The organism is Streptomyces sp. NPDC006314 (genome assembly GCF_040613075.1).
GTDB lineage: Bacteria > Actinomycetota > Actinomycetes > Streptomycetales > Streptomycetaceae > Streptomyces.
Map to the genome: position 1 here is coordinate 25,882 of NZ_JBEXRL010000032.1, position 20,454 is coordinate 46,335.

The following is a 20,454-nucleotide window of genomic DNA, read 5'->3' on the forward strand; positions in this document are numbered from 1 at the left end:
ATATGACTCCTCGGTCAGTGGTGGGCGGCGGGCGCCGCGCCGGCGGTCTTCTCGGGTACGGCAGCCGGGCGCCGGGCGGGTAGTGCGAGCAGCGGTACGGCGAGGCACGCGGCGGTGGCGGCCACAGCGAGCCCGGCGTGCACACCGACGTCGGTGCCGGCCAGGCCCCAGGCGGCGGTGGCCAGGGCGGGGCCCAGGGTGAATCCGAGGCTGCGGGCGAGCTGGACGGTCGAGCCGGCGGTCGCGGTCCGCTCCGGCGGGGCGGCGCCCATGACCAGGGCCTGGGCCGGGCCGCCGTTCAGGCCCATGCCGATGCCCGCCAGTGCCAGCCGCCAGGCCATGTCCGGCGGTGACCAGTCGCCGCCCAGCGGTAGGAGGAGGAGCAGACCGGCGGCGGTGAGCATGGCCCCGGTGGCCGCGACCGGCCGGGCGCCATAGCCGTCCGCCAGGCGTCCGCCGAGCGGTCCGGCCAGTCCCATGCCGAGTGGGAAGGCGAGTACGGTGAGCCCGGTGGCCGTGGCGCTGATGCCGTCGTCGCGCTGGAGGTGCAGGGCGACGACGTAGTGCATGGCGGCGAAGCCGGCCGCCAGGGCCAGCACCGCCCCGTGTGCCCGCAGCAGTCCGGAGACGCGCAGCACGCCGGTCACCGGGCGACCGCCCGGACCGCGCAGCCACCACCACAGCGGCGGCATGGCGGCGAGCGCGAGTACCAGCCACACCGGACGGTCCGACCCCAGGGTCAGCGCCAGCAGCAGAACCGCCACACCGCACGCCACCAGGAGAGCGTCCCCTGCCGACTGCCGATCCGGTCGGCGCAGCCCGCCGTCCGGCGGCATCGCACGCCAGGCCACCAGCAGGGCGAGCAGACAGACGGGGATCTTGACGAGGAAGACGGAGTGCCAGCCGAAGTGGTCCAGCAGCAGCCCGCCCACGGCCGGCCCGAACACCCCGCCCAGCGGGCCCAGGGTCGCGGGCACGCTCATCGCCCGCCCTCGCCGCTCGGGACGAACGGAGCGGATCGCGAGGACCGGCATCAGCACGAACAGCACCGCTCCGAAGGTGCCCTGCGCTAGGCGGGCAGCGATCAGCCAGGCGGCCCAGGGAGCCGCGGCGGCCAGGGCGCCGCACAGGGCGAAGCCGGCGATCGCGGCGAGTACGGCGGAGCGCATCCCCACGCCGTCCAGCCAGCGTCCGACGGGCAACAGCAGGGCGACAACGGGGAGCTGGTAACCGAGCACGGCCCACTGGGCGGTCGCGGCGGAGACGTGCAGGCCCTTGGCGATGTCCGCGAGCGCCACGTTGACGATGTTCATGTCGAGCATCGCAAGGAACGACAACATGCCCGCCAGGGCCACCAGCAGCCAGCGGTCCTGGCCGTCGGGTATGTGCCCGGGTTGCTCCGAACCTGCACTGCGTCGTATCACTGTCCCGCCCCTCCCCTTTGTGGGCGGGCTGCCGGATGGCAGCCTCGACCCACACGTCGGGAAGAATCGCGGGTGAGTTCCCGGACCTGGTTCAAAAATCGCGGCGGGCAGACACAATCTGACCGCATCATCAGTCGGGGAGGACGTCCCCGGGCGGCGGGGTGCGCGTCAGTGAGCGGAGCGTCTGGGAAGTGGTGCGGTGCGACCGCGGCGGCGGAACAGTGGCCTGCCCGGCATGACCGACTCCACCAGCAGAGGCAGCAGCGTGCTGGAGACCAGACCGGGCACACAGCCGACAGCTGCGCGGAGCGCGCCGTCGAGGACGGAGCCCAGCCGGCCGTGTCCGCCGTCGAGAACGGCCACGGTGGCCGCCGGTAGCGGCCAGGCTCCCCCGTGATCCGCGTTCAGCTGCGCCGGACGCTCCTGGGCTCGGAATCCCAAGGCCGTACAGTGTGGGCCCCGTCGTGGACCTCGTGCCGGAGATCCGTCATCGGAGTGCCTCCTGCAGTGCCCAACACGCCCGGGTGCCTGGTGCCTGCTGCGGAGGATTTCCTCCCTTCCGCGGAGCGTCGGAATCGGCTGGTTCGCGGCGGAACTTCAGGCTCCGCTCATCCGACTACTGAGGTGACGGCGTAGGCCTGAACTTCCGTGTTCGTGCGTCCGTACGCCGCGCCACAATCCCATCGGCCTCAAGGAGCCGTGCCATGGACCGGAAGCAGTACAACGTCACCGGAATGAGCTGCGAGCACTGCGCGGCGAGCATCAGGGAAGAGGTCTCCGAGGTGCCCGGGGTGAGCGAGGTCGTGGTCGACCTCGCCGCGAACGCCGTCACCGTGCACGGCACAGACCTCGACGATGAACGGCTGCGCGCCGCGATCACCGAGGCCGGGTACGGCGTCGGCGACGCGATCGCCGCCTGATCCCGTCACGCGGCTGGACGGGCAGGGCTGCGAAGCTCGACCGCCGCCCTGCCCCACCGCGTTCACGCTCCAGAGCGCGCTTCTACCGCTACGGCCGTCTCGGGGTCGTCCGCCGGCGCCTGGTGGTCGACGGCGATGAGCGGGTCACCGGTGAGGGGATGGTCGATGACCGCCGCTCGCACTCCGAACACCTTGGCCATCAGGGTGGGGGTGAGGACCTCGCGCGGCGGGCCGGAGGCGACGACTGCGCCGGCGTGCAGGACGTGGAGGCGGTCGCAGACGGAGGCGGCGGCGTTGAGGTCGTGCAGCGACACCAGGGTCGTACGGCGCTGGGCACGCAGCAGGGCGAGCAGTTCGACCTGGTGGCGGATGTCGAGGTGGTTGGTCGGCTCGTCCAGGACCAGGACGTCGGGGTTCTGGGCGAAGGCGCGGGCCAGCAGGACACGTTGGCGCTCGCCGCCGGACAGGGCCGTGAACCGGCGTTCTGCGTGGTCATCCATGCCGACGTCGGTCAGGGCGCGGGCGACGATGTCCCGGTCGACCGCGTCCTCACCGGCGAAGGCCCGCTTGTAGGGGGTGCGGCCCATGGCGACGACCTCGCGCACGGTCAGCTCGAAGTCACTTCCGCGCTCCTGCGGGAGGGCGGCGACGTGCCGCGCCGACTGGGCAGGGCTCAGCTCGCGCAGGTCGGTGCCGGCCAGCAGTACTCGGCCGGCGGTGGGCTTCAGATGCCGGTAGACGGTGCGCAGGAGCGTGGACTTGCCGCTGCCGTTCGGTCCGATCAGACCGGTGATCTCGCCCCCGTCGGCGATCAGGTGCGCGCCCGCGACGACCATACGGCCGGCGTAGGCGACGTGCAGGTCCTCGATGTGGATCCTCAACTGCCGCTCCCCAAACGTCGGTCCAGCAGATACAGCAGGGCCGGAGCCCCGAGCAGCGAGGTCACGACGCCCACCGGCAGCTCCTGGGTGTCCATGGCGGTACGGCAGACGATGTCGACCACGACCAGCAGCACCGCACCGAACAGGGCCGAGACCGGCATCAGGCGCCGGTGGTCGCCGCCCACGACCAGGCGGCAGGCGTGCGGCACCATCAGGGCGACGAAGGCGATCGCGCCGGAGACGGCGACCAGGACGCCGGTGAGAACGCTGGTGACGGTGAACAGTTCGCGGCGCAGGCGGGTGACGTCGATGCCGAGCCCGGCCGCCGTCTCGTCGCCCATCAGCAGGGCGTTCAGGCCCCGGGCGCGCGCCTGCAGCCACAGCAGGGCGACGGGTACGGCGACGGCGGGTACCGCGAGCAGCTGCCAGGTTGCGCCGCTGAGGCTGCCCATGAGCCAGAACAGCACGCTGTGGGTCTGCTGCTCGTCCCCGGCCTGCAACACCAGGTAGCTGGTGAAGCCGGACAGGAACTGGCCGATCGCCACTCCGGCCAGCACCAGTCGCAGCGGCGCGAAGCCGCCACCGCGCCGGGCCACTGCCCACACCAGCGCGAAGGTGGCCAGCGCGCCGACGAAGGCGGCACCGGACAGGCCCAGTCCCAGGGTCCCGCCCGCGCCGAGGCCGAGCACGATCGCGGCGACCGCGCCGAGTGAGGCGCCGTTGGAGATGCCCAGCAGGTAGGGGTCGGCCAGCGGGTTGCGCACCAGCGCCTGCACGGCCGTACCGACGAGACCGAGTCCCGCGCCGACGAGAGCGGCGAGCAGGGCGCGGGGCACCCGCAGCTGCCAGACGATCAGGTCGTCCGTGCCGGGCCGCGGCGCCTCACCGGACAGTCTCCGCCACACCACGCCCCACACCTCGCCGGGCGGGATGGACGTCGAGCCCCAGGCCACGGCCGCTGTCAGCGCGGCCAGCAGCGCCGCTGCGAGGATCACTGCCAGCGGTCCGGCGGGCAGGCTGCCACGCGCCTTCGAGGCCGCGGCCTTCCGGCGTACCAACGTGAGGGCCACGGTCAGCCGACCTTGCCCGGGTAGAGGGCCTTTGCGATGGCTTCCACCGTGTCGGCGTTCTCGACACCGGCGATGGTGGTCTGCTCCGAGCCGATGCGAAGGAGGTGGCCTTCCTTGACCGCTTTGAGGCCCTTGGTGGCGGGGTTGGACTTCAGCCACTGCTCGGCTTCGTCGAACGCCTTCTTGTTCGCCGACTCGCTGCCCCGGTTGCGGACCCCGAGCTGGATCCAGTCCGGATTCTTGGCGATCACGTTCTCCCAGCCGACCTGCTTGTAGTCGCCGTCGCAGGCGGCGAAGGCGCTGCGGGCGCCGGCCAGGGTGATCACAGCGTTGGCGACCTGGCGGTTGCAGGTGACAGTGGGCTGCTTGGTGCCGGCGTCGTAGTCGAAGAAAAAGTACGTCGGCCGCTTGTTCTCCGGGGTGCCACCGACCGCCTTCCGGACGGCGGCCACCTTCTCCTTCATCCCGGCGACGAGTTCCCTCGCCCGCGCGCTGGTGCCGGTGACCGCGCCGAGGGAGGTGATGTCGGCCTCCACCGCGGACAGGTCGGTCACCGGGGTCTTGCTCTGGGCGGCGCAGGCGGTGGACTTCAGGTAGATGTGCTTGATCCCGGCCGCTTTGAACTCCTCGGCCGTAGGGGCGTCTCCCATTCCTCCGCCGCCCATGCTCCCCATCGAGGCGAAGGTGTCGATGTACAGGTCGGCGCCGGAGCCGAGCAGCTTCTCCTTGGGAATGACGGTCTGGCCGAGCACCTCCACCTTCTGGGCCCGTGCATCCAGGGCGCCGGGCAGCGTGCCCTTGCCGGGCGGGAAGCCGGTGCCGATCACCCTGTCGCCGGCGCCGAGGCGCAGCAACAGCTCCAGGCCGGAGGCGTTGCTAGTGACGATCTTCTTCGGGGTGGCGGAGAAAGTGGTCTCGGCACCCATGCAGTCGGTGACGGACACCGGGTAGGCGCCCGAGACGGAATTCGCGCCCTTCCCCGCGCTGTCACTCCCGGTGTCCTTCTCGCCGCCGCAGCCGGCCACCAGCAGGCCGCCGAGCACGACGGCCGCCGTACCGCCCCACACACGAGTACGCATCGAACAACTCCCGGATCCACTCGGTACGCGGGCGAGCCTCCGTCACCCGGTCCAGAAGTCGGAGCGAACACCACCCTAGTTCCCGGGAGTTTTCGGGCAGTTGGCGATGTGGCTCGGGAGAACCTCTCCCTCCACTGCAGTGGCGAGATCTGGTGCAGCACCCCTGAGGAAGGCATGATTCATGGTGGCCCGCATGCCGAAGCCGGCCTCGCGGGCTCTGGCGTCCGGATTGCACGCCGTCTCGATCAGCAGACGGGATGCCACGGCCACCCGGACCCGCTCCACGTGCTCCCTGGGCGACATACCGACTTGGGCGCGGAACAAGCGGGAGAAGTGCCGCTCGGAAAGACCGGCGTGCCGGGACGGTGACCGCAGAGCGAGATCGGCGTCGGAGTGGCGAGGATCAGGCGCTGCACCTCGGCAGTGCCGGGCTCCGTGCGTCGCGGGTCCGCAGTTCGGCGAACTGCGCCTGACCGTCTGGGCTGCTCGTATGGGTCACGAGGTGTCGGGCGATGCGCTGGGCGGTCGCTCGGCCCAGGTCCTCCACCAGTGCGAGAGCGAGTTCGACGCCGGAGGCGCCTCCGCCGGCGGTGGTGACCGGGCCGTCCCGGACCACGGTGTCGAGGGCGTCGGCCTCGACGGCCGGATACCGACGTCCCAGCTCCTCGGCGAACGCCCAGTGTGTGGCTGCCCCGCGGCCGTCCCGGAGCCCTGTCTGGGCGAGCAGGAACGCCCCCGTACACACCGAGGCAACCCGGCGAACGCGTCGCACCAAGGCGCCGATCGCCTCGGTGGTCCCCTTCTCGATCACGGGAACACCGTCCGCTCCCGGCAGGATCACCGTGCCGACGCCGGTCACGTCCGCGAGGGCGCGATCCGGCAGGACCGTGAGCCCGCTGGACGTACGGACGGGGACACCATCGCGGGATGCCGTCACGACGTCATACCGGAAGTCCTCCGTGCTCGCGCCGGTGAGGACGTCCACAGGGCCGGAGACGGTGAGGCTCTGGCCCCCGTCGGCAAGCGGGATCACGACTGCGTACCGCTGCCCGCGCCGAGCCGAACTCGCACCTTGCCCCGCTGCCTCGCTTCCGCGTCGGTGGTGAGGGAGGAGGGTGTCGGCGCCTGGCTTCTCCGGCGGCACCGACACCCTCCCTGTTCATCAGGCTGCCGCCAGGGCTGCGGGCCTTTCCGCCTCGTCCAGCAGGTCCATCAGGGTCGCGCGGGCTCGGGCCACGCGGGAGCGGACCGTGCCGATCGGGCAGTCGCTGACCTCGGCCGCCTCCGCGTAGGGCAGGCCGAGCAGCTGCGTGAGGATGAACGCCTCCCGCCGGTCATCAGGCAATGAGGCCAGCAGATCCAGCAGGGCAACGCCGTCGTCGAAGCCGGGCAGGTCGCACGGCTGGGACAGTTCGACGGCCACCTGCCAGTCCGGTACGTCCGACAAACGCGGCCGGGCGGCGGCGTACCGGTAGCTGTCGATCACCGCGCGTCGGGCGATGGACAACAGCCAGGCCCGGGCCGAGGACCGGCCCTCGAACCGGTGCAGGCTGCCGAGCGCCCGCAGGAACGTGTCCTGCGCCAGATCGTCCACGGCCTGGGGATCGCCGCACAGATGGGCGACGTAGCGCTGGACGTCCCGGTGCAGCGCGCCCACGAACTGCTCGACCGCGTCCGCGTCACCGCCTCGGGCGGCCAGCGCCCATGCGGTGATCGAGTCGTCGAGCGCCGCCGTTCTGTCGCTCACGTTGCCGGTCGCCGTGCCGCTCGTCTTGTCGCTTCTGGCACGCGAAGTGGGCAGGGCAGAGGTAGTCACCTGGTGTCCTTCTCGGGTCGACCGTGATCCGGACCACGGCACGCAAGACACCGCGTGCGGTCCGGTGAAGTGGGAAGACGGCCCTACGACGCTGTGGCGTTACAACGCCCGCCACACGTGCGGTCGCATGGCCGAGGCCCGAGGCGCCGACGGGCGGCCTCGGGATGCCGGCTGTCTTCAGACGACAGCCGTTCCCACAGGCGGGCCCCGGGAAGTGATCGCGTGGACGAGAAGGAGGAGACGCGGTGCCGGACCTGAGCGGCGCCGCCGGATGTGAAGACGCGGGCGCTCCGGGGTGACGGGCAGGGCGAGCAGCAGCCGTATCGGCGCCGCCAGCCAGCCGGCCACCGCCCGCAGGATCCGGAAGGCGGCCTTCTCGCCGTACGCCAGCCACAGGCCGCACAGCACCGCGGCGAGCAGGTGGGCGGCGAACATGCCGAACGACGACAAGCCGCCACCCACGGAGTGGCCCACGTGGCCCATATGGCTCATGCCCATGTGCCCCATGTCCATGGAGCCCATCGGCATCGAGCCCATGTCCATCGAGTCCATGCCGCTCATGTCCGCGGAGGCCGAACCGCCGGATGCCGACTGGGCGTAGGCGAACGCCTCGTGCAGCACGGCTTGGGCTGCCACCACGACCGTCACGATCAGCGGCAGCCCGCGCTCACGCCCCGCCAGACACCAGCCGACGGCACCGGTCACGGACCCGCCGGCGGCCAGCGCCCACGCGGGCACGTCGCTTCCGGACATCAGGACGTGGCCCAGGGCGGCGAGCAGCACGCAGTAGGCCGCGAACACCGCGGCCCGTATCGTGCGAGCACACCACCCTGCTGTCATGGCGCCTAATCCTCGCATCCGGGCCTCGGTCGTCATGCGGAGGTACGGAAATCCACCAGGACCCGCACTCAACCCGCTCCGTGTGATCTGGACCACGGGAGAAGGCGGGAACTGACCGATAATCCGACCCGACTCTCTAGAGGAGAACGGATCTGCGGACGGACCTCGTGCACGCCCCCATGAGACAGCAGCACGCCTTCCTGAACGAGGGTGCCGGTACGGGCGCCGCGGCGCACCACCCCCGCCGGTACACGGAGGCGGCCTGACGTGCCGTCGAAACATGCCGAGAGGTGGTGGTCCCCCAGGGTGAAGGTTCCCTCAAGCAGCCGGCGCTCACCGGGCGCTGTCGCTCGGGCGGACCACCACGGCGATCGTCCTGACCGGCGCGCTGTGCTCGAAGTGCAGCGTGAATGCCACGAGGTCGCCTGCCTGCCACCCCGCCCCGGCCCGCAGGGTCACGTCCACGCCGACCGGGGACATGGACAGCTCACCGCCCGCGGGGACAGCGGCCGAGTCGATATCGGTCCTGTAGGCGGCTGCGCCGCCGGCCATGTGATGCCGGCTGAGAGTGATCTCGCCGCGTGTCGCACTGGACGTCACCTCGACCAGCCTGTCGTCCGCGCCGCCGAGGTTGGCGACATCGAAGAACGCCGCGGTCTCCGTGGTGGCGCCGTAGGGCAGGAAGACCCGCCCGGACGAGACCGTGATCTGCGCCGGGGTACCCGCGCTCCCGTATGCGGTCCATATGCTCAGGCCCCCCAAAGCAAGGATGCACGCGGCCACGGGTGCGATCGCGGCGAGCAAGGCGTCCGCCAGTCGGCGGCGCGACGGCCGCCACATGTTCTGCTTGGTCATCGCGTGGAACGCCTCCGGGCGGGCGAGGGCTGCCAGGCGCGCAGCCGCAGGCTGTTGCCGACCACCAGCAGCGAGCTGGCCGACATGGCGGCTGCGGCGAGCATGGGGTTGAGCAGGCCGACCATGGCGAGCGGGACGGTGACGACGTTGTAGCCGAACGCCCACATGAGGTTGGCGCGGATGGTGCCCAGCGTGCGCCGGGCGAGACGGACCGCATCCGCCAATGCCTCGATGTCCCCGCGCACCAGCGTCACGTCGGCCGCTCCGATGGCCACGTCGGTACCGCTGCCCATGGCGATGCCGAGATCAGCGCTGGCGAGCGCGGCGGCGTCGTTCACGCCGTCGCCGATGACCGCGACCCGGTACCCCTGCTCCTGAAGCTTGCGTACGAGATCCGCCTTGCCCTCGGGCGTGCAGCGGGCGTGCACCTCATCGATGCCCAAGGCCAAGGCCACTGCCTGCGCGGGGGCCTCCCGGTCCCCCGTGGCGAGCGCCGGGTGGACGCCGAGGCGCCGCAGCCGGTCCACGGCACGGTAACTGCCGGACCGTACGACGTCCCCCATCTCGATCAGGGCCTCGGCCACGCCGTCCACGCGGACCAGGACGGATGTGTGGGCGGCCGCTTCCGCCGCGCTCATCGCGTCCGCGAGGACTGCGGACAACGCCTCGTCCGGCGTGAGGACTTCGACCAGCCGTCCGTCGACCCGGCCGCGCACGCCCCGCCCGGGGACGGCGCTGAAGTCGCTCACCTCGAGCAACGGCTCATCCGGCACGGCTCGTTCGGAGTACGCGGTGATGGCCCGTCCCAGCGGGTGCTCCGATCCACGCTCGACCGCTCCGGCCAGCCGCAGCACCGCCTCCTTCCCAAGGCCGTGGGGTACGGCCGTGACCCGTGCGACGGTCATGTGGCCCGAGGTGAGCGTGCCGGTCTTGTCCAGCACCACCACGTCGATGTGCTGCAAGCCCTCCAGCGCCTGTGGCCCGCTGACGAGCACACCCAGCTGGGCGCCCCTCCCGGTCGCGGCCATCAGAGCGGTCGGCGTGGCAAGACCCAGCGCGCAGGGGCAGGCCACGACCAGCACCGCCACACACGCGGTGACAGCGGCCTGCGGATCCGCCCCGGCGCCGAGCCAGAAGCCGAGCGCGGTGACGGCCAGCGCCAGCACGGCGGGCACGAAAACGCCGGCCACCGAGTCGGCCAGCCGCTGCGCCCGCGCCTTGCCCGCTTGCGCCTCGGTCACCAGCCGGGTGATACGGGCAAGCTGGGTGTCGGCCCCGACGGCTGTCGCCCGCACGAGCAGCAGCCCACCGGCGTTGACGGCCCCGCCGACCACGGCGGAACCGGGCTGCACCTCGACCGGATCGCTCTCTCCGGTCACCAGGGACAGGTCCACCGCGGAGCTGCCCTCCACGACCTCTCCATCCGTGGCCACCCGCTCACCAGGCCGCACGACGAAGACCTGCCCTTGCACCAACTGCTCGACCGGAACGAGCCGTTCGGAGCCGTCCTCCCGTACCGAAACCTCCCTGACGGCCAGTCGGGCGAGCGACCGCAGCGCCGCCCCGGTCCCGCGTCGGGCCCGCGCCTCCAGAAACCGGCCCGCCAGCACGAACAGCGGTACGCCGACAGCCGCTTCGAGGTAGAGGTGCGCCACCCCGTCCGAGGCCGACGGCACAAGAGTGAACGGCATCCGCATGTCGGGCTGGCCGGCACCTCCGAGGAACAGCGCGTACGTGGACCAGGAGAAGGAGGCCACTACGCCCAGGGACACCAGGGTGTCCATGGTCGCCGCCGAGTGCCGCAGGCCCCGTAGGGCTCGGGTATGGAACGGCCAAGCGCTCCACACGGCGACCGGCGCGGCCAGCACGAAGCACAGCCACTGCCAGTTCCGGAACTGCAGGCCCGGCACCATCGACAGCACCAGCACCGGCAGCGCGAGCAAGACCGTGATCAGGAGCCTGTCACGCTCCTGTTTCGCACGCTCGGCCTCCTCGCCGTCGTCACGCTTCTGTTTCTTGGGCGGTTCGGGCAGGGCGGCGGAATAGCCGGCCTTCTCGACGGCCGCGACGAGTTCCTCGGGACTGATCTGTGCCGGGTGACTCACCCGGGCCCGGCTGGTGGCCAGATTGACCGTGGCTGTCACCCCGTCCAGCTTGCCGAGTTTCTTCTCGACCCGCTTCACGCAGGCCGCACACGTCATCCCGCCGACGGTCAGGTCGGTCGTCATCAGGGCGACCATGGGTTCCGCGCCCATCAGCGGCTCCCCCCGTGCATGTCTCCCATGTCGTCCATGTCTCCTCCCCCGCCGTCATCGCCACCGCTGCCGCTGCCGCTCCGGCTCGTGCCGGTGCCATGCATGCTGGGTGCGACGGGCCCAGCAGCGGCACCGACGGCGTACGACACCGTGAACATCAGCGCCAGCAGCAGGAGGAACCCGCAGAGAGCAGGCGGGGGTGCCACCTTGCGCAGCGACACCGCACCCGCGCCGGAGGAGGATTGCCGGGACTCGTGCATCAACCGCGTCTCCAGATCACGTCCGTACGGCGTCGGCCGGATCGAGCCGTACCGCTTCAGGAGTCGTATGGAGCTGTGGGCGAGTTCCGGAGCAGAGATATGGCGCACGTCACTCAAGTGACAGCCGCACCCAATTGTGGTGCCGGAGCTCTTCGCGCTCGCCGACGAGGCGGTCGAGGTACCGCTGTCTTCCTCCGCGGCCTTGGCCGTGAGCTTGAGCACCGGCGCCGGGTTCTCCGGCTCCTGAGCGCCCTGGGCCTCCTCGATCCAGCGGACGGCCTTCCCGTCGGAGTAGGTCTGCAGCGCCTTGAAGGTCAGCCGGCCGGTGTCGTCCGGCAGCCGGCCGAAGGCGACGTTGAAGTCTTCGTACTGGCCGAGAGCGATCTCCCCGCCGGTGAAGGTGATCTCGGAGACGGCGTCGGTGATCGTGCCGTCGTCCGTCGTGATGGGCGCCGGCGGGCAGGAACACCTGCACCTTGCTGGTGCTGGCCTTGTCCTCCTCGTTGGGCACACGGAAGGCCAGGGCGCCGTCCGTGGCGCCCGTGGCGTAGCTGTCGGGGTGGACGGTGACGTGCGCGGCCGCGACACCCGCGGCGGCGAGAAGGCCGACGGCGGTCAGCGCGGTGATGGTGCCGGCGCGGCGGAAAGTGGAAGGGGTCCTGGACATGAGGTGATGGATCTCCGTAGGCGCGTCGGGGGCCGGATCCCGTACGACATCCCCATGGGGTCCCCGCCGATGAAGGGCATACCTCAGCCGTGCCTGCCGGATCGACCACGGCTCACCGGCAGCCCGGCGTACAGGACACGCCGCGACAGGTACACACTCCGCCCGGCGGGCGACCTGCCACCAGGTGGCAAGCCCCGGCACGGACGCGACCACCCACCGCAGCAGCGACCACACCGCGGCCTCCCCGCGTCACAGCCACCAGGTCAGCACAGGGCCGGCCTTCCGAGCCCGCTTCAGAGGGCGCCCTCGGGCCGTATGTTGAGGTTGCCGCGCAGGACGTTGTCCGGATCGTACTTCTTCTTCACGGCCACGAGCCGGGCGTAGCGGTCTCGCCCGTAGATGTCCGGTGCCCTCCCGTCGCCCTCGCCCTGGACGTAGTTGGCGTACGCACCCCCGGTACCGAATTCCCGTAGGCGTTCGGCCGTTTCCCGCGCCCAGACGATGTGCTCGCTGTCGCGTTCCGGGTCGGTCCAGTGTGACACCACCGTCACTTGATAGGGGGCGTCGCGGCCGGGGAACGCGGATGCCTCGTCCGGCACGTCGGAAATGGCTCCCCGCAGGAATTCGAAATCGATCGAGCAGAGCGCGGTCGGCTCGTCGAGGGCCGCCGCGACGAGCCGGCGTACGGCCGAGGGGGAAAGGTCGTCGAGGTAGGAGGACTTGATGAAGTATCGGTCACCCTTGGGTTGGCTGTCGTCGCCGAGCGCTTGCAGTGCGGGATACGTCATGGTGTGGCTCACGTGGGCCGCGGGCACGACCTCCTCGAAGAGGGCCGCGGTCCGCGCCTGGCCCTCCTCGGGATCTCCGGACCACACCGCGATGAGGAAGAGCACGGGTTCCCCCCGCAGGTGGGGAGGGATCCACTCCTGGTGTCCCGCCCGTTTCAGCCCGCCGACCGTGTGCATTTCCGGCGGCTGCCGCCCGGTGTACTTCCGGTATGCGGCCAGGGCATCGGGAACCTCGTCCAGCGCGTAGACGCCCAGACTGAACCGCACGGGCCCGACGGGACGGAGCCGCAGGGTGAAGCGGGTGACCACACCGAAGTTGCCGCCCCCGCCGCGCAGCGCCCACAGCAGTTCGGGATGGCTTTCCTCCGTGACCTCGATTACCGATCCGTCCGCGAGGACGACTTCGGCGGCGAGGATGTGGTCGCAGGTCAGCCCCCACTGACGGGCGAGCCATCCGTATCCGCCGCCCAGGGCCAGTCCGCCCAGGCCTGTGTGGGAGACGACGCCCGAAGGACAGGCCAGCCCGTAGGGAGCCGTGGCGGTGTCCAGGTCACGCAGCAGGCATCCTCCTCCGGCCTCGGCGACCTGGGCCTCCGGGTCGACGGTGACGGTACGCAGGGGCGACAGGTCGATCATCACGGCGCCATCGGCGACCGCGCTTCCCCCGACGTTGTGGCCTCCACCCCGCACGGTCACGGGCAGGTCCCGCGTCGCCGCGTACCGCAGCGCCTCGCTCACGTCCGCCGCGGAACGGCACCGGGCGATGTGGGCGGGATGCCGGTCGTGCATGCCGTTCCACACCGTTCGAGCTTCGTCGTAACGCGGGTCACCGGGGCTCAACCAGTGTCCGGGCAAGCCCGGTCCCCGAGAACTGTCCTCCTGCATGTGGCGATCTCTCCCTCGCAGACGAGTGAGATCAGCATGCCCCGTCACCGAGGACAGGCCACCCCGTGATCCACGACTTGACGCAAAGACGTCGGACCGCCGCTCGCGGAGGGTTCGTCGTCCGGTTCCGGCCATCATCGGTACCGTCGCGCGCCTGTCCCGGCGGCCACCGTCAGCAGCTTGGTCACGGGTAAGTGACGCAGTTCAGCGTTGGATCATCCGTGTCTCATCGGAGAAATCCGCGGCCACCGGGACGGTGGCGCATTCCCATGGCCTGAGCGACGGACGGGGTCGAACTGGCGGGCACGTCGTGTTTTGCTTGCTTGCGCTCGGCATCAACCAGCAACGGGGAGAGGGATGGCTGGGACCGCAGATGCTCACCGTGGGCCACGTCGGCCCACGGTCGCTCGCTACCGCACGCGCGGCGTCCCCGACCTGCTTCACCGGTTCATCCGTGACGCCAGGTCGCACGACTGGGAACCGGCCGAAGTGGTGCGCCGGACCCTGCGCGACCGGGCCAAGGCCGCGCCTCCCTCCGAACTCTCCTGGCTGCTCGCCAGCGGCAGCACGTACGCCGAACAGGTGGGCATGGACGTGGCGGCCGGGCTGCTGCACGAGTGCTCCGAGGGCGACATGAAACTGGTGCTCGCCACAGCCGTGGCCGACGAGGCGAAACACTCGGCTGTCTTCCACCACTACGCACATGCCGTTGCCGGATCCGTCAAAGAGCCCGGTGAGGCCCAGCAGGAACTGTCGCGCGACCTGTGGTCCCTGGACGACTACACCGCTCGCTTCCTGGCCCACACCCTGGCCGAGGGGTTCGCAGCCGACGAGTTCCGGTGGTTCGTCGAGGGACTGCGCGAGGACGGCCTCGGCGAGGTGTACCGGCTGGTGCGCCGGGACGAGTCCCGCCATGTCGCACTCGGCATGGCCTACCTGACGCATGGCCCCGGCGCGGAGCGGCTGCGCCGTCTGCCGGCCGACCTGCTGCTGGCGAGCGAGCAGATCGTGTTGAAACACAACGACGTGCAGGGCCTGGCCTCGCTGGTGCACCGTCTCCTTCCCGGGACGCCGGCGGAGCGGGTCGCCTCCTGGCTCAGAGCACGGCACGCCACCCGTATGCGGGTGCTCCTGAATGTCCGGGACGACCGTGAAGAACTGTCCCGGCACCGCGAGCAGGTTCGAGAAATCGGGGAGGTGTGATGGAGATCAAGAAGGTTGCGGTCCGCGCCCAGACGAAGGCCGCCAACAAGTACAGCGTGGGCACGACCCGCCGCGTGAACGACAACGCCAAGCGCTAGTCGGCACCAAGGCGGCCGTACCGCGAGGGTACGGCCGCCTCTTGACACCCGGAAAGGGCAGGAATGCGTATCGCGCTCGTCTCCATGCCTTGGCACGCGCTTGAGATGCCGTCACTTCAAGTGGGCCTCTTGCACTCTCTCATCGCCGAGGAACGACCGGCCGACGAGGTCACGGAGTACCACGGATGGCTGCGCTGGGCCGAGTTCCTGCTGACGCACAGCGGCGGGGAACTGACGCCGCAGGAGTACATGACCGTCGCGGACGACCAGGTGTTCGACGGCTTCGGTGACTGGGTCTTCTCAGGCTGTCTGTACGACGACGAGCGATGGGGCGTTGACCAGTTGACCGCCTATGCCGCCAGGACGGGAACCTCCGTCGAGAGCGTGCTGCGCATGCGGCCGTACGCCTCCGGGTTCATCGCCGAAGCGGTCCGGGAGGTGCTCGCCTCGGACCCCGATGTCGTCGGTATGACCAGCACCTTCCTGCAGAACGTGCCGTCGCTCGCCCTCGCCCGCGAGATCAAGCGGCTCCGGCCCGAGGTCGTGACGGTGCTCGGTGGGAGCAATTGCGACGGCGTCATGGGGCACGCCCTGCACCGCAATCACTCGTTCCTGGATTACGTCGTACGCGGTGAGGCGGAGAAGTCCTTCCCCTCGCTGCTCGCCCACATCGAGGACGGCACCAGCCCCGCGGACGTCCCCGGAGTCTGCTGGTGGGACGGCGGCACCTCGCACGCCAACCGTGAGGCCCAGGGAACCCTACCCGTCGCCCTCCTGCCCAGCCCGGACTACGACGCCTGGCAGGAGGACATCGAGTCCTCGCCCGTGGCCGAGTTCGTGGAGCCGAAGCTCGTGGTGGAGGGCGCCCGGGGCTGCTGGTGGGGCGAAAAGCACCACTGCACCTTCTGCGGACTCAACGGCAGCCTCATGGAGTTCCGTGCGAAGTCCGGTGAACAACTGTGGGGCGAGATCACGCGGCTGGTGGAGCGGCACAAACTCCTGGACGTCATCACCGTGGACAACATCATCAGCATGGACTACTTCCGTGACTTCCTGCCTCGGGCGGCCGAGTGTCCATGGGACCTGCGTATCCACTACGAGGTGAAATCCAACCTCTCCAGGGAACAGATCGCCCTGCTGGCCCGCGCCCGGGTCACCCACGTCCAGCCCGGCATAGAGAGCCTGAACAGCCGGGTGCTCGGCCTGATGGACAAGGGAGTCAGCGGCGCCCGCAACGTCCGTACGATGCGCGAGTGCGAAAACTACGCACTCACCTGTGTGTGGAACTACCTCTACGGCTTCCCCGGCGAACGCGACGAGGACTACACGGACATCATCGACCAGCTACCGGCCCTGCGGCACCTCCAGCCGCCGAACGGCGCCACGCGCATCGCGCTGGAGCGGTTCAGCCCGCACTTCACGAACCCCGCTCTGGGCTTCGCCGCCCGCCGCCCGGCCGACATCTACCAGCACGTCTACCAGTTGCCGACGGAGGAACTGCAAGACCTGGTCTTCCTGTTCGACACGCCGGCCGCCGGTATCCGGGGCGAGGTGGAGCGGCGGCTGGTGGAGGAGATCGACCGGTGGGCGTCCGCCTACCCGTCGTCCCGGCTGTTTCTCGAACCGTCGGCGGACGGCGACGACGCCCTGGTCGTCCACGACGAGCGCCAGGGCTGGCCGCAGCGCACACACCGGCTGACGCACTGGCGGGCAGCGGCGTTCCGGGAGCTGGACCACGGCCGCACTCTCCCTGCCCTCCAGCGGCACCTGGCCGAGGCCGGGTACGAGGTCCCCTTGGACACGCTCACGCAGTGGGGGCGCGAACTCCTCGCGGACGGGCTGGTGTTCCGGGACGGGGACACGTACCTCGCGCTGCCCACCCAGGCGGTGGCCATCCGCGCCCCCGGCCAGGACGTCTGGCTGCGCACCGGCAGCCCCACCCCCGAAGGGGTGGCGTGATGCGCACCGCGAAGCCGTCGCTGGCGGCGCCGGACCGGCCGAACCTGCCGGACGTCCTGTCGTACCGGATGCACGGCCACCACGTGGCCGTCGCCGAGCCGGTGCCGCTCGGCGCGGGTGGCAGACCCACGGCCGAGGCCGTCCAGTTCCTGCGGGAGTGCCAGAGCCATGCGCTGACGGTGTCGTGGTCCGTACCGCAGGACGACGCCGTACGCTCCACCCCGTCGGCCCTGGACTTCGCGCTGCACCATCTCCACCATCTGCCGCCGCCGGACGGGCCGGCGGTGGATGACTGGCGCTCCTCGTACGCCTACGGGCATTTCTACCACCGGCAGGGACCGGGGTTCATCCACATCAAGGACCGCCGCGACCAGGACGCTGCGGCCCGGCTCACCTTGGACCACCCCGACCTGGTGGCGACGTTCGGAACCTGCCTGCGCCCGACCGCTCTGGACGACCTCAGCAGTACGGGGCGTGAGGCGGTGTCCGTACTGGCCGCCGAGGGCCTCGTACTCGTCACCCGGGGCTGGGCGGTGACCCTGCCGCCACGCATCCGCCACTGGTCCGTGCCCGACACAGGAATCTGATACATGGGATCGTCCCCGGCCACCGAACCGTCCGTGCCCCCGGAGTCCGGCCCGCCCGCACCGGCTCCCCCGGACCGCGGGAGCCGGCAGCTGCGCCGGCACCGTCCCCTGATGCTCCTGGTCACGGAGCAGCTGACGAGTTCAGTGGGACGCCAGGTCACCGCCCTTGCCCTCCCGCTCCTGGCCATCGCCCATCTGAGTGCCGGTCCGATGGGCGCCTCCGCGCTCATGGCGATGACCTATGTGCCCGGTGTCCTGCTGAGTCCGCTGATCGGAGTCATCGTCGACCGGGCCCCGCTGCGCCGTCTGCTGGTGAGCGTCGGCTGGGCTCAGGTCCCCGTCATCGGCAGTGTGCCGCTCGCGGTGTCGCTGGACGGCCTGACCTGGCCGCACCTGCTCGCCGCAGCCGCCGTCTCCGGCGCCCTCACCTCCACGCAGAGCGTCGCGTTGCAGTCCTGCCTGCCCCGCGTGGTGCCTCCGGAACAGCTCCTGCCGGCCAACTCCTCACTCACCGGGGCCCGGACCGTCGGCCTGATCGGCGGGCCGGCGCTCGGCGGCATCCTGGTCGGCATCGTCGACCCCGCGCCGGCCCTGCTGGTGGAGTGCGCCGCCTACGTCGTCGGCGGGGCGCTGTTCCTCGTGCTGCCGGCGGTGCTGAACAAGTCGGTGAACGACGCCGACGCGAACGCCAAGTCCCGAGTCGACGCCCTCAGGGAAGGACTGGCGGTGATCCGGCGCGAGACGCTGCTGCGCCGGCAGGCCCTGGCCGCAGCCGGGCTCAACCTGGGCGGCGGCGCGGGAAGCGGGTTGTTCGTCCTCTACGCGGACCGGGAACTGGGACTGCCGCCATGGCAGTTGGGCACGGTGTACGCCGCGTACGCCGTCGGCATGGGGACCGGTGTGCTCGTCGCGACGACGGCCACCCGGGCGCTGGGCATGGCCCGGGCCATCCAGGTGTGCGCGCTGGGCGCGGGGGCAACCCTCTTCCTCATCCCCGCGGCTTCTCTGGGGTTGGCGTTCGGGGTGCTGGTGCTGTATGAGCTGCTGTTCGGCCTGCTGGCCACGGTGTGGTCGATCGCCATGACCACGGGGCGGCAGCTCATCACCCCGACCCACCTGCTCGGCCGTGTCAACGCCTTCCTCCAGGCGGTCCTGACCGCCACCCTGCCCGTCGGCGCCTTCGCGGGAGGCTGGCTCGCCTCCCGGGTCGGCATCGTGCCGGTGCTGACCGGGGCGGCGGCCGTGGCCCTGGCCGGCGCGAGCAGCCTGTGGTTCCCGCGCGATCTGCTCGCCGAGGTCGAACGAGCGGCGGAAAGGTCCTAGTCACCGAGGAACAGGAGCACGCGCATGTCCGGTACAGCGGGGACGGCGCTCGTCACAGGGGCGAGCAGCGGCATCGGCGCGGCCACAGCCCGCCGGCTCGCCGCCCGCGGATACGACCTGGTGCTGGTCGCCCGGCGCGAGGAACGGCTCAAGGCGCTGGCGGGGGAACTGTCGGCCGAGCACGGCGTCACCGGCGTCACGCTGCCCCTCGACCTGGAGCGGACGGACGAGTTGTCCGACGCGCTGACCGGCATGCTCGCCACCGCACCGGGCCCGCTCACGGCCGCCGTGCTGGCCGCGGGGCACGGCCGCGGCCACGGGCCGGTGCGGGAAGCCGACGCCGGGCAGTGGGAGTCGCAGCTGCGGGTCAACCTTCTCGCACCGATGCTCCTGGTACGTCGGCTCCTTCCGGAACTGGACGCCACGGGCGGGGATCTGGTGGTGATCGGCTCCCTGTTCGGCACCCGGCCCTCGCCGGGCTACGCGCCGTACGCGGCGACCAAATACGGGCTGGCGGGTTTCGTCCGTTCGCTGGCCGAGGAGGAACGGCCCTCCGGTGGCTGCCGGATCTCCCTGGTCTCGCCTGGCGCGACCAACACCGAGTTCGCATCGGTTCTGGCGGGGGCCCGGACACCGCGCGTCCACGACGTCACGGACTGGCCGTACCACCCGCTGCTCGCCGAGGACGTGGCCGCGGGCGTGGAATGGGTGATGAGCCGCCCCGCTCACGCACGCGTCACGGAACTCACGGTCGATCCCGTCGATGCGCGGTATTGAACGCACCTCCGTTCCGGGCGGGGTGGAGGCGGCTGCGGCCGGGGCGCGGGCGGCGCATCGCCGACGCCCGGACGTGCGCGGGTGACACCCTCCGGGCTAGGCACTGTCCGGCGGATCAAGAGAGGAGCCATAAGCGGATCGCTGCTGCGGTGACGGTGCCGTGGCAGACGTAGGCCCGTTCGTCGTAACGGGCACGAAGGCCACGGAGGCCGTGCAGAAGCCGCAGCCACCGTCGTACACCAGCACAGGTTGCGTCCGCACGACCTCCATGGTGGACCCTCCCGGGGAACGCCGGGATCCCCGCCACGGCACACGGCGAGCCAGCCGTTCAGCAGGAGTCGGCCGACTCACGCATCACCGCGACACCATCCGGGATCTGTGCCCCAGGTTCACCCCCGACGTGCGTTCGAGGTGACCGAGCCACGCTGGTGAACCACAACGTCCAGGACAACGCGTGGCTCTTGGCTGGGCCAAACGGTGGCGGTCGACACCCTGGCCCAGGTGTGCGCACTGACCGACGTTCAGAATAGTCACGCGGTACGCCCCACGGGCCGGCCACGAGCCGCAGCGGGGCATCTGTCCCTGATGGCGCGGACGATGCCGCCCGATCCCTCCCAGCCGCCCCCCGGCGGCCGGGCCGCAGACTTGAAAGTCGCAGGTCAAAGGGTTGGTGTGCGATGTGCTGGGCGGGGAGCGACCGTCCTCCCCGTCCGCACCCCGCGCAACTTTGCCAGTCCTTTACAACCGGTGCTGATCCTGTCTCGTCT

19 protein-coding genes and 1 pseudogene are annotated in these 20,454 nt (G+C 70.9%); 6 read left to right on the forward strand and 14 right to left on the reverse strand.

Features of this window, described 5'->3' with window-relative positions; all coding sequences use genetic code 11:
* Positions 1–14: 14 nt before the first annotated feature.
* Complete coding sequence (locus tag ABZ079_RS34795) at positions 15–1,424, reverse strand: MFS transporter (protein ID WP_356943453.1); 1,410 nt, start codon at positions 1,422–1,424, stop codon at positions 15–17.
* A gap of 168 nt (positions 1,425–1,592) precedes the next feature.
* On the reverse strand, positions 1,593–1,865 hold the full coding sequence (locus ABZ079_RS34800; protein ID WP_356943454.1) for a hypothetical protein: 273 nt from the start codon (positions 1,863–1,865) through the stop codon (positions 1,593–1,595).
* Between the two features lie 263 nt (positions 1,866–2,128).
* Between ABZ079_RS34800 and ABZ079_RS34805 the strand changes: the two genes are divergently transcribed.
* Positions 2,129–2,344, forward strand: coding sequence for a heavy-metal-associated domain-containing protein (locus tag ABZ079_RS34805; protein ID WP_356943455.1), 216 nt, complete (start codon positions 2,129–2,131; stop codon positions 2,342–2,344).
* A 62-nt stretch (positions 2,345–2,406) separates the two neighbouring features.
* Here ABZ079_RS34805 and ABZ079_RS34810 read toward each other — a convergent pair whose 3' ends face one another.
* From ABZ079_RS34810 to ABZ079_RS34865, 12 genes and pseudogenes are all read right to left on the reverse strand, one after another.
* A complete protein-coding gene (locus ABZ079_RS34810; protein ID WP_356943456.1) occupies positions 2,407–3,225 on the reverse strand; it encodes an ABC transporter ATP-binding protein in 819 nt (272 codons plus the stop codon).
* Entirely contained in the window at positions 3,222–4,295 is a 1,074-nt protein-coding gene (locus tag ABZ079_RS34815; RefSeq protein WP_356943457.1) for an iron ABC transporter permease, read from the reverse strand. The genes ABZ079_RS34810 and ABZ079_RS34815 overlap by 4 nt, the downstream gene beginning before the upstream one ends.
* A 2-nt stretch (positions 4,296–4,297) precedes the next feature.
* Positions 4,298–5,374, reverse strand: coding sequence for an ABC transporter substrate-binding protein (locus ABZ079_RS34820; RefSeq protein ID WP_356943458.1), 1,077 nt, complete (start codon positions 5,372–5,374; stop codon positions 4,298–4,300).
* Between the two features lie 75 nt (positions 5,375–5,449).
* On the reverse strand, positions 5,450–5,866 hold the full coding sequence (locus ABZ079_RS34825) for a helix-turn-helix domain-containing protein (RefSeq protein ID WP_356943479.1): 417 nt from the start codon (positions 5,864–5,866) through the stop codon (positions 5,450–5,452).
* Positions 5,778–6,407, reverse strand: coding sequence for a DJ-1/PfpI family protein (locus ABZ079_RS34830; RefSeq protein WP_356943459.1), 630 nt, complete (start codon positions 6,405–6,407; stop codon positions 5,778–5,780). The genes ABZ079_RS34825 and ABZ079_RS34830 overlap by 89 nt, the downstream gene beginning before the upstream one ends.
* Positions 6,408–6,536: 129 nt before the next feature.
* Positions 6,537–7,121 (reverse strand): sigma-70 family RNA polymerase sigma factor, encoded by a 585-nt coding sequence (locus tag ABZ079_RS34835; RefSeq protein ID WP_356943480.1) that lies wholly within the window; start codon positions 7,119–7,121, stop codon positions 6,537–6,539.
* A 246-nt stretch (positions 7,122–7,367) separates the two neighbouring features.
* Positions 7,368–8,030 (reverse strand): hypothetical protein, encoded by a 663-nt coding sequence (locus ABZ079_RS34840; RefSeq protein WP_356943460.1) that lies wholly within the window; start codon positions 8,028–8,030, stop codon positions 7,368–7,370.
* Positions 8,031–8,363: 333 nt separating this feature from the next.
* A complete protein-coding gene (locus tag ABZ079_RS34845; RefSeq protein WP_356943461.1) occupies positions 8,364–8,885 on the reverse strand; it encodes a copper chaperone PCu(A)C in 522 nt (173 codons plus the stop codon).
* Positions 8,882–11,140: a heavy metal translocating P-type ATPase gene (locus tag ABZ079_RS34850; protein WP_356943462.1), complete on the reverse strand. Its 2,259-nt coding sequence runs from the start codon at positions 11,138–11,140 to the stop codon at positions 8,882–8,884. Before ABZ079_RS34850 ends, ABZ079_RS34845 begins: the two co-directional genes overlap by 4 nt.
* On the reverse strand, positions 11,140–11,400 hold the full coding sequence (locus ABZ079_RS34855) for a hypothetical protein (RefSeq protein WP_356943481.1): 261 nt from the start codon (positions 11,398–11,400) through the stop codon (positions 11,140–11,142). The genes ABZ079_RS34850 and ABZ079_RS34855 overlap by 1 nt, the downstream gene beginning before the upstream one ends.
* Before the next feature lie 156 nt (positions 11,401–11,556).
* A pseudogene (locus ABZ079_RS34860) lies at positions 11,557–12,067 on the reverse strand (YcnI family protein); the annotation flags it as partial.
* Positions 12,068–12,360: 293 nt separating this feature from the next.
* A complete protein-coding gene (locus ABZ079_RS34865) occupies positions 12,361–13,644 on the reverse strand; it encodes an FAD-binding oxidoreductase (RefSeq protein ID WP_356943463.1) in 1,284 nt (427 codons plus the stop codon).
* A 453-nt stretch (positions 13,645–14,097) separates the two neighbouring features.
* Between ABZ079_RS34865 and ABZ079_RS34870 the strand changes: the two genes are divergently transcribed.
* The 5 genes from ABZ079_RS34870 (at position 14,098) to ABZ079_RS34890 (ending at position 19,687) form a co-directional block, all read left to right on the forward strand.
* On the forward strand, positions 14,098–14,943 hold the full coding sequence (locus tag ABZ079_RS34870) for a ferritin-like domain-containing protein (RefSeq protein ID WP_356943464.1): 846 nt from the start codon (positions 14,098–14,100) through the stop codon (positions 14,941–14,943).
* 161 nt (positions 14,944–15,104) lie between these two features.
* Positions 15,105–17,000 (forward strand): RiPP maturation radical SAM C-methyltransferase, encoded by a 1,896-nt coding sequence (locus ABZ079_RS34875; RefSeq protein ID WP_356943465.1) that lies wholly within the window; start codon positions 15,105–15,107, stop codon positions 16,998–17,000.
* Complete coding sequence (locus tag ABZ079_RS34880; protein ID WP_356943466.1) at positions 17,000–17,587, forward strand: DUF5825 family protein; 588 nt, start codon at positions 17,000–17,002, stop codon at positions 17,585–17,587. The genes ABZ079_RS34875 and ABZ079_RS34880 overlap by 1 nt, the downstream gene beginning before the upstream one ends.
* A gap of 3 nt (positions 17,588–17,590) precedes the next feature.
* The gene (locus ABZ079_RS34885) at positions 17,591–18,910 is read left to right on the forward strand and encodes an MFS transporter (protein WP_356943467.1); all 1,320 of its coding nucleotides are present in this window, start codon (positions 17,591–17,593) and stop codon (positions 18,908–18,910) included.
* A 24-nt stretch (positions 18,911–18,934) separates the two neighbouring features.
* Positions 18,935–19,687: an SDR family NAD(P)-dependent oxidoreductase gene (locus tag ABZ079_RS34890; protein WP_356943468.1), complete on the forward strand. Its 753-nt coding sequence runs from the start codon at positions 18,935–18,937 to the stop codon at positions 19,685–19,687.
* The last annotated feature ends 767 nt before the right edge of the window (positions 19,688–20,454 follow it).

Bases quoted from the DNA above. Each gene is read 5' to 3' on its own strand.
- ABZ079_RS34885 (WP_356943467.1), top strand. From the start codon at position 17,591: ATGGGATCGTCCCCGGCCACCGAACCGTCCGTGCCCCCGGAGTCCGGC.
- ABZ079_RS34820 (WP_356943458.1), bottom strand. From the start codon at position 5,374: ATGCGTACTCGTGTGTGGGGCGGTACGGCGGCCGTCGTGCTCGGCGGC.
- ABZ079_RS34880 (WP_356943466.1), top strand. From the start codon at position 17,000: ATGCGCACCGCGAAGCCGTCGCTGGCGGCGCCGGACCGGCCGAACCTG.
- ABZ079_RS34850 (WP_356943462.1), bottom strand. From the start codon at position 11,140: ATGGGCGCGGAACCCATGGTCGCCCTGATGACGACCGACCTGACCGTC.
- ABZ079_RS34855 (WP_356943481.1), bottom strand. From the start codon at position 11,400: ATGCACGAGTCCCGGCAATCCTCCTCCGGCGCGGGTGCGGTGTCGCTG.
- ABZ079_RS34865 (WP_356943463.1), bottom strand. From the start codon at position 13,644: ATGCACGACCGGCATCCCGCCCACATCGCCCGGTGCCGTTCCGCGGCG.
- ABZ079_RS34875 (WP_356943465.1), top strand. From the start codon at position 15,105: ATGCGTATCGCGCTCGTCTCCATGCCTTGGCACGCGCTTGAGATGCCG.
- ABZ079_RS34870 (WP_356943464.1), top strand. From the start codon at position 14,098: ATGGCTGGGACCGCAGATGCTCACCGTGGGCCACGTCGGCCCACGGTC.
- ABZ079_RS34890 (WP_356943468.1), top strand. From the start codon at position 18,935: ATGTCCGGTACAGCGGGGACGGCGCTCGTCACAGGGGCGAGCAGCGGC.
- ABZ079_RS34845 (WP_356943461.1), bottom strand. From the start codon at position 8,885: ATGACCAAGCAGAACATGTGGCGGCCGTCGCGCCGCCGACTGGCGGAC.
- ABZ079_RS34840 (WP_356943460.1), bottom strand. From the start codon at position 8,030: ATGACAGCAGGGTGGTGTGCTCGCACGATACGGGCCGCGGTGTTCGCG.
- ABZ079_RS34805 (WP_356943455.1), top strand. From the start codon at position 2,129: ATGGACCGGAAGCAGTACAACGTCACCGGAATGAGCTGCGAGCACTGC.